At 41.7% G+C, this 16,488-nt stretch carries 12 protein-coding genes and 1 pseudogene; 5 read left to right on the plus strand and 8 right to left on the minus strand.

The window, feature by feature from the left end:
* Positions 1–45 precede the first annotated feature (45 nt).
* A complete protein-coding gene (locus NI389_RS17330; protein WP_308362650.1) occupies positions 46–840 on the plus strand; it encodes a class I SAM-dependent methyltransferase in 795 nt (264 codons plus the stop codon).
* A gap of 130 nt (positions 841–970) precedes the next feature.
* Positions 971–1,822, plus strand: a complete 852-nt coding sequence (locus tag NI389_RS17335; protein WP_372588641.1) for an EamA family transporter — start codon at positions 971–973, stop codon at positions 1,820–1,822.
* Positions 1,823–1,927: 105 nt separating this feature from the next.
* Here the strand turns inward: NI389_RS17335 and NI389_RS17340 are convergent, their stop codons facing one another.
* From NI389_RS17340 to NI389_RS17365, 6 genes are all read right to left on the minus strand, one after another.
* On the minus strand, positions 1,928–3,784 hold the full coding sequence (locus tag NI389_RS17340) for a M6 family metalloprotease domain-containing protein (protein ID WP_308362651.1): 1,857 nt from the start codon (positions 3,782–3,784) through the stop codon (positions 1,928–1,930).
* Positions 3,785–4,120: 336 nt separating this feature from the next.
* On the minus strand, positions 4,121–4,954 hold the full coding sequence (locus tag NI389_RS17345) for a hypothetical protein (RefSeq protein ID WP_308362652.1): 834 nt from the start codon (positions 4,952–4,954) through the stop codon (positions 4,121–4,123).
* Positions 4,954–6,039 (minus strand): CsgG/HfaB family protein, encoded by a 1,086-nt coding sequence (locus NI389_RS17350; protein ID WP_308362653.1) that lies wholly within the window; start codon positions 6,037–6,039, stop codon positions 4,954–4,956. The genes NI389_RS17345 and NI389_RS17350 overlap by 1 nt, the downstream gene beginning before the upstream one ends.
* An 11-nt stretch (positions 6,040–6,050) precedes the next feature.
* The gene (locus NI389_RS17355; protein ID WP_308362654.1) at positions 6,051–7,325 is read right to left on the minus strand and encodes a transglycosylase SLT domain-containing protein; all 1,275 of its coding nucleotides are present in this window, start codon (positions 7,323–7,325) and stop codon (positions 6,051–6,053) included.
* 9 nt (positions 7,326–7,334) lie between these two features.
* Complete coding sequence (locus tag NI389_RS17360; RefSeq protein ID WP_308362655.1) at positions 7,335–8,096, minus strand: ETEC_3214 domain-containing protein; 762 nt, start codon at positions 8,094–8,096, stop codon at positions 7,335–7,337.
* A gap of 7 nt (positions 8,097–8,103) precedes the next feature.
* Positions 8,104–8,649 (minus strand): hypothetical protein, encoded by a 546-nt coding sequence (locus NI389_RS17365; protein ID WP_308362656.1) that lies wholly within the window; start codon positions 8,647–8,649, stop codon positions 8,104–8,106.
* A 716-nt stretch (positions 8,650–9,365) separates the two neighbouring features.
* Here NI389_RS17365 and NI389_RS17370 point away from each other — a divergent pair.
* Complete coding sequence (locus NI389_RS17370) at positions 9,366–10,574, plus strand: alkaline phosphatase family protein (protein WP_308362657.1); 1,209 nt, start codon at positions 9,366–9,368, stop codon at positions 10,572–10,574.
* 39 nt (positions 10,575–10,613) lie between these two features.
* Here the strand turns inward: NI389_RS17370 and NI389_RS17375 are convergent, their stop codons facing one another.
* Positions 10,614–13,088 carry an alpha/beta hydrolase family protein gene (locus NI389_RS17375; protein WP_308362658.1) on the minus strand — a complete coding sequence of 825 codons (2,475 nt, stop codon included), beginning with the start codon at positions 13,086–13,088 and terminating at the stop codon, positions 10,614–10,616.
* 282 nt (positions 13,089–13,370) lie between these two features.
* Here NI389_RS17375 and NI389_RS17380 point away from each other — a divergent pair, with 282 nt between their 5' ends.
* Both NI389_RS17380 and NI389_RS17385 read left to right on the plus strand, forming a co-directional pair.
* On the plus strand, positions 13,371–14,399 hold the full coding sequence (locus tag NI389_RS17380; protein WP_308362659.1) for a LacI family DNA-binding transcriptional regulator: 1,029 nt from the start codon (positions 13,371–13,373) through the stop codon (positions 14,397–14,399).
* Positions 14,400–14,617: 218 nt separating this feature from the next.
* Positions 14,618–15,835, plus strand: a pseudogene (locus tag NI389_RS17385) (threonine/serine ThrE exporter family protein); the annotation flags it as partial.
* Positions 15,836–15,864: 29 nt separating this feature from the next.
* Here NI389_RS17385 and NI389_RS17390 read toward each other — a convergent pair.
* Positions 15,865–16,323, minus strand: a complete 459-nt coding sequence (locus tag NI389_RS17390; RefSeq protein ID WP_308362660.1) for a methyltransferase family protein — start codon at positions 16,321–16,323, stop codon at positions 15,865–15,867.
* Positions 16,324–16,488: the final 165 nt, after the last annotated feature.

Below are 16,488 nucleotides of genomic sequence, written 5' to 3' on the forward strand. Positions count from 1 at the left end.
ATACATCTGATACAATAGCGCCAAGAATACTCGTTAGTTTGAAACATGCATATCAATCCTACTTGGCGCGTCCTCACTGTCGGTGACGGTGATCTAACCTTCTCCCGCGCGTTAAAAATGAATTATCCAGACTTGTCACTGGTGGCATCCGTTTATGACAGTGAAGAAACGCTGAGAAACAAATACGAACAACATGCCATAGATGATTTACACAATGCTCAAGTCCCTGTCTACTTCGAATTCGATGTAACAGATACAACATGTTGGGCGAAGCTCGCTCGAACGTTTGACGTCGTGATTTTTCAATTCCCGTTAATCCCCTCTTTCACTTCCAAAGAAGCCTTTGAAAGTACGCCATATTCTGTGAATACGCTTAATCGGATTTTATTACGAAAGTTTATTCATCATTCTCAACAATATGCTCTCGATCCAAACGGCCCAATGCTAAGCTACATTACATCAAAAGATGTTAAACCTTATCGTGAGTGGAATTTAGAAGGTTCATTAATTAGCAATCTAAACTACCATTACTTGGGGTGCAGTCCTTTTCATATCGAACTTTTTCCAGACTATAAAATTCGCAACGTAGACCGAGATAAACACGTCAAAGATACCTCTGGTATCACCTATGTCTGGTCCTCAAAAACTGAATTAAGTGAAAACCACTCGCTTCAAGTACCTGAATATCTGGGCGAGCAATATTGCACTATGTGTAGAGTCGGTGAATTCTTTAATGAACAAGACAAATCTGCGCATAAGCGCTCGAGACTTCACAAAGCAATGGCCCGAAATGAAGTGGCATGGGAAGCTTATTTAGCGGTTGAAAATTTGCAAGATTGAGTACTTTTTTAAACTAAAGTTAATAGATAAACACTAATTTGTATGCATAAAATAAAGTATACAATTATTGATTGTTCTGCGCTTTCAAGCACATTAGACTAGCCGCTCTTTTGTGCTTAATGGGATTATCATGGTCTTTAATCGCGATTTTGTTTTTGCTTTTATTTGCTTGTTATGCGCCATGATTACGATTCAATCCGGCGCGTCTATTGCAAAGCAACTATTCCCGTTAGTTGGCCCTGAAGGTACGACAGCTTACCGACTCGGTTTCTCGGCGCTGATTTTATGCTTAGTTTTTCGACCTTGGCGTAAATTGCCAGAGCAATGGGGTTCCGTTATCGTCTATGGCTTATGCTTAGGTGGTATGAACATCATGTTCTATTTTGCGCTTGAGCGCATTCCCCTAGGCATTGGTGTCGCTCTCGAATTCACAGGTCCTTTAGCCGTTGCATTATTTTCATCTAAGCGGAAACGAGACTACCTTTGGGTTATTTTCGCAATTGTCGGGATACTGCTACTGTTACCAGATATGTCAAATGTAAACGGTCTCGACCCAATCGGCGTGATTTTGGCGCTTGGCGCAGGAGCATGTTGGGCTGGATATATCTTGTTTGGCAAGAAATCTGGAAATCAAGGTTCTGGTGGGACTACTGTTGCACTTGGTATGAGCATAGCCGCTATTTGCCTCGTTCCGGTTGGCGTCGTATCGCAAGGCAGTGCATTATTAAATTGGGATCTTATCCCGCTTGGTATCATGATTGGTGTTCTATCAAGCGCACTACCTTACAGTTTAGAAATGGTTGCGCTTCGCAACATGCCTGCTCAAGGCTTTAGTATCATGATGAGCCTTGAACCTGCGATTGCCGCCATTGCCGGCTTACTTATTCTGGGCGAGATACTCTCATTTTGGCAATGGCTTGCGATTTTAATGGTTATCATAGCTTCACTGGGTAGCTCGATTACGGCGAAACAACCCAGTTAATCAAAGTAGTTACGTTCAAATCCGTTAGCTTCTTAGTAAAAAATGCGCGAAGAGCAACACGTTTATTCCCTTATAAAAAATGACGCGTTGCTCTTAGTCATGAAATCAACGGGTCATATTTAGAACATAGTTGCCCGAACCTGAGTAAGAATAAACAATAACTCGATAGTAACCACTTGATGCAGTGTAATTTATGGACTCACTGGAAGTTGCAGACTCTGACACGGCAACTTGCTGCCATGCACTATTTACCCATTTTTCAATTTTTAGGTCGAAATCCGCACCTGTTGGCCCTTCTAAGTTCAACGAAATGCTACCGCCAGCATACTGAAACCAATTGCCATTTGGTTCAATTGCCTGACCTTTGTTGTCAAGGTAACCTCGATATTCCTCAATAGGCAAAGCTCCAACTAAATCAACATTGAACGTCATTGTTGGTTTTGGATCAGATATTTTATCAATCAACATGCCCGAATTTTTCCCACTCCACCATTTTGCGTTCGTCCCCTTACTTGATAACGCATTCGGTAACGTATCGGAAAACTCACCAGCCACATCAAATAAATCCGTGCTATCACCACGATTACGTTTGTTTTCAGGATCACGATTGCCATCGGCATGTTCCATTTGAATGTATGGGTGCCACTCATCAGAATTAGAACCTGTTGGGTCGACATGCCAAATAGCGAGACCTTGATCAAGTTGTTCAGCGTTTTGACCACTTTTGTGGATAGCTTCTATATAAAATGCTTCTGTCGCGTTGTTTTCGTTAGTCCATTTGTAAGACGTGTTTGTTCCAGATGTATGGCTTACTTGGCCTAAAGGCGCATTGCGGTTAATACTCGGGTTAAGCTCCGTCACTATGTCCCAACCTGCTTTATCTCGCAATGGGGCAACAGGAGGTGTTGGATTGAAGCGATTGGTCGCGCCGATTGCACCAAACCCCATAACACCGAAACTGGCAACAGAACCTTCTGAAGATCCGTCATAGTCGTATAGATCCGGCCAGTTGGTAATCAAGTGCCCGGATTCATGAACAAACGTACCGATGGCAAGACTGCTACCCATATCGGTAATTTGATATCGATCGGTGCATACTCCATCAGCACAGAATCTTGGACTCAACTGCGCCATGTGTGGCCACAAACCTTTAGACCAACTACTGTCTGATGCACCAGCATAAAATACGTTTAAACCTCGAATACGCTTGCTGCTATCCACCGTTAACGTTGAAAAATCAAACCCTTGCGTGTTTTCAAGCCAAGCTAATGCTTCCGATATTAGTTCCTGAGAACGCACCGTCGAGCTCAAACTGCTGTCTGCATAGTAGGCTTTATTTTTCTTTGCAGTGTAGTATGCAGTAACCGTGTTGGTGTAATCGAGTTTTCCACCTGAGACTTCACGAAAATAGCCACGAACAGACTGCGCATTGCCGAATTCGGCGTAATTCAGATCATTTAAGAAAGACTCTACTTGGGATTTGCTAATGGTCCCACGTAAATCTGGGAAATCGATAATGATCGTCAACCCCTTTACATTACCGTCTATTGCAAGTGGTGAACTACGTTCGCTTGAAGTTCCCAAAAACTCCGTTTTCGCTTTACTCAACTGCTCAATGACCGCTTCGCGCGACAGGGATTTTCTCTCACCGAATGTAGCTTCTAAACGCTTATTCTGTAACGTTTTGTTGGCAACCAATACACCACTTGATATGTACGCTTCACCGTTCTTTGAAAGTTTCGCGTAAGTCATCCCTTTCAGCTTCTCATCATAGATTACTGGGAATCCAGAGGTCGTTGTTTGCGTTGCAACGTAGGTGTTGCCGTTAAGCACGATTTCCACTTTTTCACCATTTGGCTGAGTGAAAAAATAGGACTGATCTTTGTAGGGAATTGCTGCCAATGCGCTGCTTGACGCCACGACTAAAACGGACAAAACTTTGCTTAAATGTTTACCTTTCATGTTGTATCTCCATTTATTGGGTACAACATAGATACCAACAGATTAACATTTAATCAACCTTGCATTTTCATCTGGCCAACTCCTAAATGGACAACCTATATCTACAGGTTAGCCATATACGAATTGATATATTCAGGTATAGTTTCCTTAGCATCTAAATAATGCAAATGAGAGGAATATATAGGGAGAATGAATCCATTGCGCACTTTGTGAACAAATGTAATAAAAATAGAAAAGGCTAAGTAAGACAGTAGGCAATGATATTGCGAGCTAAATTTCTGTCTGCACTTAAATCAAACTTGTTGGCCACATTTAGTTAAAAGGTCGCAGTCGCGTTTACAACTTTACGTCTAAATTCTTTTTAAGTACCGTACCAAACTGTTCACTCACATCATCAAACGCAAGTTCACTTAAGATATCCATTGATTCATTTCGAAATGAAATTCCTTTTCCTTTAAGAATATTTTGCTTAAAAATTTCATCTTTTTTTACATTGATCAATCGGATAGACACAATCACATCTGCCCTACGGCGACGAAACGATGGTTTGCTTGCCTCTGTGATATCAATAACCACAGTAGCTTTCGTTAACTTGTCAGTTGTCATTAATCCCAAATCACTCAATTGGGTTAATGTTAGATGAGCAAGATAATCGAGTTGAGGCTCGCTGTTTTTTACAAAGAAAGTTTGCGCCTTCAATCGTTGATTTTGTGATTCACGTTCTGCTTGCAGTGCATTTTTAATATCCGCCTCAGAAACAACAATAGCCGAATAAACTAAGCATCGTTCGCTGTCAATCCAATTATCGTAGATTGTTGCCCCTTTAATAATTGCTTTACTCTCAAAACGTGCCTTATTTTTTGTTCGACTGAGTGCTACATTATTTTCTTTTAGTTGATCAAGTTCTGTTTTTGATTGCACCGTTGTCTCAAGTAACACGGCTAGTGATTCTGTTGCTGACTGCTTCGCTTTTTTGAGATCTATCTGCTTCAAACCTGTACAGCGCGCGATGCCAAATGTTTTAAATTGGCCGTTTCCTGACTGCTCTGTGTCAATCCAGTCTGGTTTTGCTTGTTGCTCAAAATAATTTATACAACCGCATGCAGCTTTCACATTTGATGGATAAAGTAGGGATCCTATGATCCCTACTAAGATGAAGCTAAACTTCATTACAGACGTCCTGATTCTTTAAGCTCTGCTAACGCCACATCAAATTGATTGCGCTCATCAACTCGACGAATTGCGGTACGTGTTTCTTCTAAGTCCTTTGGATCGATGTCAAGCATCATCGCTTTTTTATAGAACGCTTTTGCTACGTCAAGTTCCCCATTTCGCTCTGCGCATAAGCCGTTGTTATATAAAAGCGCCAATGAATCACTGTACATAGATTGTGCGTCAGCAAACATCTGGCATGCTTCGTCATACCACTTAGCCTCAGCAAATTCGATACCTTTATCTAATTTTGCTTTCGCTTCTTTGGGCATTTTTGAATTGTCGCTTTCCATTAAATCAGGTGACACCACCACCCGGTGAGGAGCAATATCTTTGCGCAATTCAGCAAACGCAACTTGAACTGCCGACTGCCTTAACTCTTCTTTCGTTTTATGTGGCTCATTATCATCGTTACAGCGGCTGGACTCAGCATTCCCACTGTAACTTTTATTAAACACAATTCGCCCGGATTCTACAGAAACCACTTTCGGCGTTAGGCGCGCATGTACTTGTTTAGTCGAGCAGCTCACACTGTATTCGTATTGATTCTTGCATTTTTTATCCGAACATTTAGAGCGAGTTTCAGAGTAATGTTGCGTTTCATCTGACAGTGCATAACTTGCCGTTACAATCGCGTCAGCACCTAACAATTTGCCTAATTTCGCACTTGTTTTCGCATCTGCTAGATCACTTGTTGAAAAACGTTGCTCTTTAATAACTCGGTCTATTGTAGAGCGGTCAATCATGACAAAGTAGTTTTGACCTTCAACTACCGTATTTGTGTATAAAGACTCAACACTATCAGACATTTCTCTTTCTACACTTCTCCCTTGATTTCCAGATACATCGGTCACTGCAAGCTTACGAACATCGTTCATTTGCTGCTGTTTCGCTGGTGACATGTACTCTATTGGCAAAGGAGGGCTTGTAAACGCGCTTGAAACCACCTCCCCTAAATCTTGAAGTGTAGACATCACACTTTGAGTCACATTACAGCCAGTTAATGTGACCGCTACAGCTGAGAGTAGAATTACTTTTTTCATTTAATTTCCTTTTATAGTCTGTTATTCGATGCAAAGTAGTCTTTACTGGCGAGTACTTTTTGCAGGTAACGTTGTGTTTCCGTTGGCGTGCGTTTTTGCAAAGTGTCGAAAACCTCTTGATGCGATAAACGATTGATCTGTTCAATTGCTTTGACTCGATTATTTACGCCACCATTAAATGCCTTTGAAACGTTGCCGATGCCGGTATTGTAAGCTGCAATGGTGCAATATAAGCGACTGGTTGGATTTTCAATGCCATTTAAAAAGCGTTGAGTAAGCAGATTTAGATAGGCTGCCCCATAGAAAAGATTCTGTTCACTTTCATAAAGAGTTTTCGCATCCGGTAAACCCTTTTTCTTGAGCGTAAATTTATTTACATCCGCTCCAGCAGTCGCAGGCACTATCTGCATTAAACCAAATGCCGGAATACTCGATTTAGCAAGAGGGTTAAAATGGCTTTCTGTTTCTGTCACTGCTAACACTAAATTTACGTCAATTCCATGCTCCGACGCATTCTCTTGAATATCAGTCAAAAATGGAGCACTTCGTTCTATACGCGAACGATTACGGTTGATTTGATAAGTTTTCGTGTTCGCAATCAGTAACTTTTCACGCTGTATCGAAAGTTGTTTTTTATCTTCGATAATGGATGTCTTCACCTGTTTTTGTTCATCAGAAAGTGGCTTTTGTGATTCTAGATTGGCAATTTCATCAAGTTGATTGTCGATCCGTTTGTTGGTCCGCTCAATGACGTTCACTTGATACTGTGAAGGCATAATTTCTTGTGCCGTCGATGCTATTGTGTGTAACTGCTCAAGGTTTTCAATGCCTATTTTGCTTAACGTTGAATCCTCCACTAACTTATCAGCTTCTATTTTCGGGGCTTCTAGGGAAAACTCTAGTTCGGCGAGTTGATTCGGAGAGCGATTAAGCGATTGAGTTAATAGCGCTTTGATTTCCTGTTCGTTTAGTGCTTTTATTTCGTCATTGATAATACTAATTTCAATGATATCTTTCTCGAAATCAACAACCAGTTTAGCATTGCCATCTGCCGAATAGCTCACAAACGTATCTTTGCTCGAAACCTCTGGAACACCCCATTTATCAATAAGTTGTGCTTTAAATGCTTCATATTTGGCAAGGTAGTCGGTTTTAAATTGCGCGTATTGCGCTTTTTGCTTTAACTTGAATTCATCAAATGACGTCGTTGTACCCGTCGCAGCGTTAATCGGAACACTCATTAATAAAACGGCAAAGAGTGATGGGAAAGTAATCCTTGTAACCATGCCTAATTCCTAATAATAAAACTGATATTCGTACTGAGTAAGGATTGAATCCACTACAAGTGGCAATGCTTTTTCGGTAATTGCGACGAAGTTAACGGTTTCATTTGAAACTAATTTACTCAGAGTGGGCGTTAGTGAATCTTCCGGTTCCGATGAGTTCGCTTGTGTATAAGCGTCGCTGAGTAACGTTTTATCTAGTTTCGTCCCTTGATAATCAACAAGACCGTAGGCCATTTGATTGAACAAATAATGTTTACCCAAATCTTCAAAAAGCACGAAATACTTGACGTTAAAATGGTCTATTGAAAAGTCGTTTAGATTTTCCAATTTATCAACAAGGCGCATTGGCGATGGAACAGATTGTTTATCCAGTAGGCTATAGGGATGAAAATCAGCTTTAAGACCCGTAATGGAGTATCCCACCACCCTTTTATCTTCGATAAGTAGCGCTAAAATATATTTTTTATCGAGATAATAGTTAATAGTTACTGCATCATCGTATTTTGAAGGTTTGATGAGTTGTGGGGCACCGAAAATAGAATAAATATAGTCAATATTACTACCCACATTAACTTTCGCGAGTGACTCATATTCGTACACATTGGTGAAATTAGACACAACCGCAACGTAAGCTTCTTGTATCATCGATTTAGTATCAGACCAATTTCCAATCGCCATTAGCGACAAAGACAAAACGATAATTTTGTCTTTGAATCTAGCGAACATACTCTTACTTTCACCGTGCTCAGACGTGCCCACAACCGAATTCATAAAAACCTCAAAGTTTATTTTCAGATTTTATGAAATTTAAATACAGCAATGCTTCGTTTTCTGGGTCTAGTTTTGTCGGGCCTTCTGCAATAAGCATCTCGAACAGACGCTTCGCTTTCTCTTCTGGAAGGGTGACTAGAACGCACACGTTTTTGTTGTCGCCCATTTGCGCATAATCTACTTTCTCGACCACAGTGCCTTGCAGGCTCTGATCAGTAAAATTCGCTATCGTTTGGCTAAACGTTTCCTTCACGAGATTTTCATTTCCTAATTGCGCTTTCTTTGAAAACGCTTCTTGCAGACTTGAAAGGCGGGTATCGACTTGTTTGGCAATTTCGTCTCGTGCCAGCATTGCAGCTTGGCTCTTATCTAAACTAAAGCTGTTTGAGGCCAGTACACATGAAGAAGCTGCAAATCCTTTTTCTATGGTTGGGTTGGTCACCCAACTTGGTATGGTCATCCCCATTTCCGAAGCGTTTGTTTTCTCCGTTGAACTACAACCTGAGAGCAATAATGCTGAAGTGAACATAGATAGTGTCATTAAACGTTTCATTTTAATCCTTTAAACACCGAGAGTTTATTTTTGCTATTACAAAATTAAGAGTTCGTGTATTGAGTCAACGTTAAAACCAGTATGTAAACTCAAAAAATCATAAGTGATAAAGAAATAAACAGCTTATTACACCGCAATATTCACAATGATGTTCATGACAACGATTATGTGTTAAAGCGCCTGAAAAATGAGCGTTAGAAAAGAAAGTAGGCTAGACACAGCCTTAGCCTTGACGAAACAAACGCAAAACACACGACGCCAGTTTAGAATGCCAAAGTGATTCACATCTGTTTGCGGAAAAGATTCCGATTTCCTTTCTTTTAATTATTTTGGTTACAGCAAAAGTTAACCAAAATTTATATCCTTATCAGCTACAGTGCGCAGTTTAGAACAATATTTTTCCTCAAATCAAGCGCTAATGATTACAATTTAATACAAATTTGATCTAGATCTCGGGAGTTTGTAAATATTAAGTTACTTTTAGTTTTACTTAAATTCATGTAATTGCAGTCTTTTTTGCTCACTTGAATCTGAATCCACAAACCAACCACGCTTCTGTTTCCCTCCATTTAAGCGATACAGTAAGTTCGATTTGGAAATGCCACTTTTGCCTCAAAATGTTGTAGGTTCGCCTCATTTTGAGCAAAATTCGTTTTCATTACATATTGTGCAATTAGAATACTTGCTCGACCATTTTTAGGGACAATTAATAAAACATGTCTAAACGTAACGCACATATACTTCGCCGATTGTTGCTCCTGATGACAATAATCTGGCTTCCTAGTGTGTCAGCCAAGCAAGCACCGGTCGTACTCATCTCGTTAGATGGCTTTCGATGGGATTACATTGAAAAGCACGGTGCTGAAAACTTAAAACGCATTGCGATGCAAGGTACTCGAGCGCAATTCATGCGACCTGTTTATCCAACCAAAACGTTCCCAAATCATTTGTCTATCGTCACCGGACTGCTACCTTCTAATCACGGTGTTGTAGATAATCATTTCTGCGATAAAACACGAGAGCAATGTTATGAAATGGGGGATGGACTTGACGACAGTACGTGGCTATCCGGCATTCCACTCTGGAATCTCGCCGAAATGCAGGGCGTGAAAGCGGCGACGTATTTTTGGCCGGAGTCAGACGCTCGATTTAATGGACGTACAGCATCTTATTATTATCACTATTCTAAACACAGTGATTATCAAAATCGCATTAACCAAATGGTACAGTGGCTCCAATTACCAGAATCCCAAAGACCAGAATTTATCGCAGGTTATTTTTCATTAGTAGACTCTACGGGACATAAATTTGGACCGAATGCGCAGGAAACGAAAGAGGCTGTGCAGCGCGTAGATGAGTTAATTGGTCAGTTCGATAGACGCCTAGCTGAACTTAAGTTAGACGTGAACCTCATTTTAGTGTCTGACCACGGAATGTCTCAAGTAGACCCCGAAAAAGCAATTTTAGTTGAGGAACTTGGTGTATCGGAAACAGATTTCGCGATACTAAATGGCGCTACTAAAGTCCACTTTTACAAGAAACCGACCTCAAATGTCTCAATTGATCACATTAGAAAACAACTGATGTCAAAAAGCGCAGGGCGTTTCGACGTTTTGTCAAAAGAGACGTTACTAAAACGAGGTATCAAGGACGATAGCCGCCTAGCAGATATTCTCATTGAAACCACCGCGCCTCGAACATTCAAGTACAAAAGACCCTCAACCGAACACGGCATGCACGGTTATGCTTTCACCAAAGACATGGGCGCAATCTTTATCGCCAAAGGTCCTGCATTTAAGCAAGGATTTGAATTAACGGAGGTCAACAATCTTGATGTTTACCCAACGGTTGCCAAAATACTAGGTCTAAAGTTACTTGGACCAATTGATTCAGATGGCATAAGTATCAAAGCATCACTTAAATAATGTCATATCAAGAATAAGAAAGGCCCTTTCGGGCCTTTTTTATTCTTGATTTTGTATCACCGGGATTTCCATAACGGCTTTCGTTGGTTGATCGTTGTTTACGCCCTCCGGCATTAAATATTTATCAAGCCAACGTTCTTGCTCCCACAACACGTGCATAATACTTTCGCGAGCTTTGTATCCGTGCCCTTCTTCGGGAAGCATAACTAACCGAGCGGTTTTACCTAACCCATTGAGCGCCGCATACATACGCTCAGATTGCATTGGGAACGTACCTGAGTTTGGATCTTCTTTGCCATGAATGAGCAACAGAGGTTCATCGATTTTATCCGCATTGAAGAATGGGGACATTTGCGCGTAAATCGTTTGGGCTTGCCAAAAGTCGCGCTCTTCACCTTGGAATCCAAAAGGTGTTAAGGAGCGATTGTACGCACCACTACGTGCTATGCCTGTTTTAAATAAATCACTGTGCGCCAGTAAATTAGCCACCATAAACGCACCATAAGAATGCCCCGCTATCGCAATACGATTCTTGTCAGCAATACCACGCTCAACCAAGGTATCTACCGCCGCTTTTGCGCTCGAAACCAATTGCGGAATAAAACGGTCATTTGGCTGGCTATCACCTTCTCCAATGATGGGCATTTTCGGATCATCAAACACTGCGATACCTTTCGATAGATAAGGCATTGGCCCCCAGAATCCAATGTAATTAAACTCATACGGCGATTCTCGCATCTGCGATGCAACAGCCTTATCTTTAAACTCAAGCGGATACGCCCACATCAAAACTGGTAGTGGTCCTTTTTCTTTTGTATACCCTGCAGGAAGATACAACGTGCCGCTTAACTGTGTTCCATCTTCCCGCGTATATTTGATCACTTCTTTTGTCACACCAATAAAATCGGGATATGGGTGGTCGTATCGTGTTAACTGCGTAATTGAACTATCGGTTAAGTTTCTCAAGAAGTAATTCGGTTGCTCAGTTGCTGATTCACGCAATGTGATAAATTGCATTCCTTCATCATCCAACACCGAAACCACGCGCTCATAATACGGTGCTTCTGATTGCCATACTTTATTAACGTCGTTTGTTTTAATGTCATAACGAGCCAGATAAGGTTGTTTACCTTGCGCCGAAGCGCCATCAGCGACCAGATACATGTAGCGGCCACCAACCAATTTAACCACTTTTGAACCTAAATCGTTGTAGGTCATAACAAAAGAGCCAGGATCTTTATAACTGTCGTTATAGCTGCGTTCTGAAAACAGCACGCGATTTTCATCTGCATTACGCGGGGAAACGACGTGCGTTCTCACATGTCTATCTTGGAAACGCCATTCACTCAATAGCGCAACATTATCGTCAGCCCAATCTATATGGCTGAATCGCCATTCCATTTTCGCAAATAACTCAGGCTCACGACGAAATGGCGCACTGATTGAGTACAAATAATCATGGAAAGGCACTTGTGCCTTCATGGAACCGCCGTCCTGAGCCTCAGCCCAAATAACCGTCGCACCTTTGTCAGCTCGCCATTGAAATTCGCGACGTCCAGCTTGAACACTATCAAAACCTTGCGGGATAGTTTCTGCTAATGGAACTCTGGCCAATTCATAGAGCGGGTGTCCGCGCATGCCCCAGATCTGCCAAACAGTCGGAAAACGGTTAAAGGGAACTTGGTAGGAAAATGGCTCATCAATCATCGCGATTAACAAATTTGTGGCGTCTGGGGATACCGCATAATCGGAAATAATCAGCGCAGGACCAATACCTTGTACTCGGCCATCTAAAGTCAGTTTGACTAACTGTGTTTGCCCGTAAAATTTGAATAACGCTTCATCATGAGGGGTTTGTAACAAGTTTTGATAAGTGCGGACAGGCGCTTTTTCGCCCTTAGACTCTTGGATAACCGGCTTCAACTTTGCTTTTTCTGCTTCAGGAGGCGTTTTACTGTGATTCGACGCAACAGCAGCGACGATTCCGCTGCTATCTTGAAGCCACTCATAGGGTTCAGTAATAAATGCATTGAGCGCAAGTTCGCTCAATTGCTGTAACTTACGCGTTTTTACATCGTACAGCCAAAGTGTAGTGACTTTGTCCCCAGCAACAACAAAGGCCAGATACTGAGAGTTGCTCGACCAACTCGGAAAGGCAATTTTACCTTCAGGTAATTGATTGAGCGGAATAATACTGCCTGTCTGAACGTGCTTAAACTCTAATGTATCGTAAAGTCGAGTTGTGGTTTTAATGCGAGTGTCAGGATTGAAACGTACGCCCGCGAGTGCAACCTCGGGTTTGGTAAGATCCGTCAAACTCAATACGCGACTGCGGTCCAATAACGCCATCCAAGCCCCGTCTGGTGACAATACATTGGTCGGAAGAAGCTTTGCATCTACCACCGAAGCGATAGCAGAAGAAGGCATTTGATATTCAGTATCCGTAGCGTGACTTGCCATTGGTGTAATGACGCAAAATGACACCAATAAACACATTAACCACTTTTTCAACATGACTTTAATCTCGATGTTTTGAAAAACTCAGCAAATAATACTAGAAGAGCAAAAAATTGCTACCTTTTCATACATTTAATATAACTTCTTTCTACCTTAGAAAAGCAAATCGCGACGCTCACCTTGATTCTTTATGGGTTCGCTTTAACGCCGATAGTGCGTTTTGAGTCAATATTCTAAATAGAATTGGTTGATTCTTTTGTACACTGAAAAGATAGGATACACTTCGTTAATAATAAATGAATACCCGCCGGCTCATTGAGTTGGTTTGAAACAAAAATCATGAATAACAATAACAAACCTGAGAAAGTAACGATTTTTGATGTTGCCAAAGAAGCACAAGTGTCCAAATCCACGGTGTCTTTGGTCCTTACACAAAGTGATAAAGTCAGCGATAAGAGCCGAGAGAAAGTACTTCACGCAATCGAAAAACTAGGTTACGTATACAATAGAGATGCCGCAGCACTTCGAAGTAAACGCTCCAACCTAGTCGCTATTGTCATCAATGACTTAACCAACCCCTATTCTGCACAGCTCGCCATCGGACTAGAAAAGCACATAGGAGCGCTTGGTATGTTACCGATGCTGGTAAACACCAATGAGTCGTTTGAGCGCCAGAAACAAGTCGTCAATACCTTAAAAGAATACAATGTTGCCGCATTCGTTATGTGTCCAGCCCCAGGTACGGATAAAAATTGGGTTAATCAATTAATTCAAAGCGGATTTCCAGTCATCAACATCATGCGCGAAGTGCAGTACAGTGATGCGCCTACCATTTTGCCTGATAACCAAAAAGGTACGATGCTTGCGACGGAACATCTACTTTCGCAAGGCATGAAAAACCTCGCTTTTGTGGGCGGTACAGAAGATATTTCAGACTACCATGAACGCTTAGCTGGCTTTAATACCGCCATGCGTTTACATAAAGAACATACGCCTTCGGTCATTGCTCCCTCTCAAACCAATCGACAAGGCGGCCGTGAAGCCTTTAAAGAACTGTATGCTCGCTCCCCAGACATTGAAGCGATTGTTTGCTTTAGTGATGTCATCGCCTACGGAGTCATTGAAGAAATTCGAAATGCGGGCTTGGAACCCGGAATAGACATCAAAGTCGTAGGTTTCGATGACTTAGAAGACTCGCGAATGATGTCTCCCGCACTTTCTTCTGTCCATATTAATGCCAATGAAATTGGCAAGAGAACTTGTTTAGTACTTTCGGAATTACTCGACAAATCGACACCGCCTTTACGTACCTTAGTGGATGTAAAGCTGATAGTGCGCGCATCATCAGATCAGAGAGTGATAGGATAAAAAACGAACATTCGCATCCTCGGATAGTGGAGACAGACAAGAACACACCATTCTTGTTAACGACTCATTTTCATTCGTCGTGTCAATGAGTTAAATACGTAAATTGACGCGTAAAAAAGGTGTATCATCGCAGTTAATACGTATAGAATTCGCATCAATTTGATGGTTAGCTAAAATATAACCAATTTATTTTTATTTATAAGCAAGGCAACATAGATTTGAATTCAGCAACATTTATTCAAAAGCGTAAATTCATCGTTCGCTTGGGCAAAATGCTCCACAAGTACGGCACGCCAGCATATCGATTGGAAGCTCACCTCATGGAAGTGGCTACGCATTTGGGTCTGAAATCGTCATTCGTCATGTCTCCAACGTCTGTTACCTTTGTAATTTGGACTGAAGGGCATGAAGAAGAATACACTCACGTTGCTCGAGTTGAGCCGGGCGATCATGATTTAGGATCGCTGGCAGATACCGATGATGTCGTCAATCGCCTATTGTCTGGAGAACTGACGACAGAACAAGCTGAAAAATGCTTGGAAGAAATCAGTAAACAAAAACCACCTTACAGCCGCTGGTTTAATGCCTTGGCATTTTTAATGTCAGGTGGCGCGTTTGCAATGCTGATGGGGACCAGTTGGAATGACGTTGTTTGGTCGGGGCTGATTTCGCTTGTCGTGTTTATTTTCGTGCTATGGTCAGGCCGCTCAAAACGTGTTCTGCACATGCTTGAACCGTTGGTTGCTATTGTTTCTGGTTTGCTTGCGTGCGCGATAAGCGTTTACGTCGATCCGCAAATCAACATTCGCCTTGTGGTATTATCATCCATTATTGTATTTATTCCCGGACTTGCTCTGGCGCTCGCATTTGCAGAACTTTCTGCTCGTCATTTGGTTTCTGGCACTGCACGATTTATGGATGCAATTATGTTGCTCTTTAAATTGTACTTTGGCGCTTTTGTGGGGATTTCACTGGGATTTGCTATTTTCGGCCAAACCGCATTTATCCAGCCTGACCCATTACCGAAATGGACAGCTTGGCTCGCTGTTTTTGCCTTATGTACCAGCCTTATCGTGGTATTTAGAACCAAGCTTCGTCATGCATCTTGGTCAATCGCTGCGGGGTTTATTGCCTATGCAGCAAGTATCGGCGCAGCGTTCTATTTTGATTATGCGCTTGGCACATTCATAGGCGCATTCGCCCTTGGTGTGTTCAGTAACTTTTTCAATCGCTTAGTCAATGCACCCGCGTCTATTGTGGCTATGCAAGGGCTCATCGTGTTAGTGCCGGGCTCAAAAACCTATATCGGTCTTAACTCGCTTATTGAAGGTCAAAGTTTTGTGCACTCTGACCACATCGGCCAGCAAACGTTCCTCATTTTTATGTCACTCGTTGCAGGTTTAATCTTCGCAAACGTTGCACTACCACCGAAAAAAGTTTGTAAAAGTGGCCGTTTGGCCACTTCCTATATCCAACGTCTAACTTTACGCGAATACTGCTCGAATTCTTCTCCAAACAATTTTCGCATCGCACGCTCTTCAGGTCGAATTTGAAAGTGATTCATGTAAAGCACAAAGACGATGACTAACAAACTATTAAGCGGAGCAAACAGATAAATACCCCATGCAATAAGTACAAGCAACATCCCTAGATACATAGGATTTCGCGTGAATTGAAAGATACCCTGTGTCACCAGATGGGATGCAGTATCAGGTTTGGTGGGGTTAACTGTCGTATTTTCAAGCTTAAAAATAACCGCACCACTCACAGCAACTCCCACACCAACTAAAAACACCAAACAAGCCACCGCAATATGCCACGTTGTGTTGTGTAATACTGGTGTCACCTGCTTTACGGCACACATTAGCAATCCCAAAACGACGACGATATAGATAGGTGGAACTTTTGCTTCTAAATTTTTCATGCGTTAACTCGTGCTTTTTTCTAATCCACTACTACAGTAAATAATACAGAAAGTTACATTTTTTAATAAGTTAAAACGTTTGTCCTCAAGTTTGATACAGACTTTAAAGCGCCTATCCATACAATGCTTGCTTCACCAAAATTGCATTGAATTAAACAAAAATTG

The sequence above is a fragment of the Pseudoalteromonas xiamenensis genome (assembly GCF_030994125.1).
GTDB classification, from domain to species: Bacteria; Pseudomonadota; Gammaproteobacteria; order Enterobacterales; family Alteromonadaceae; genus Pseudoalteromonas; species Pseudoalteromonas xiamenensis_B.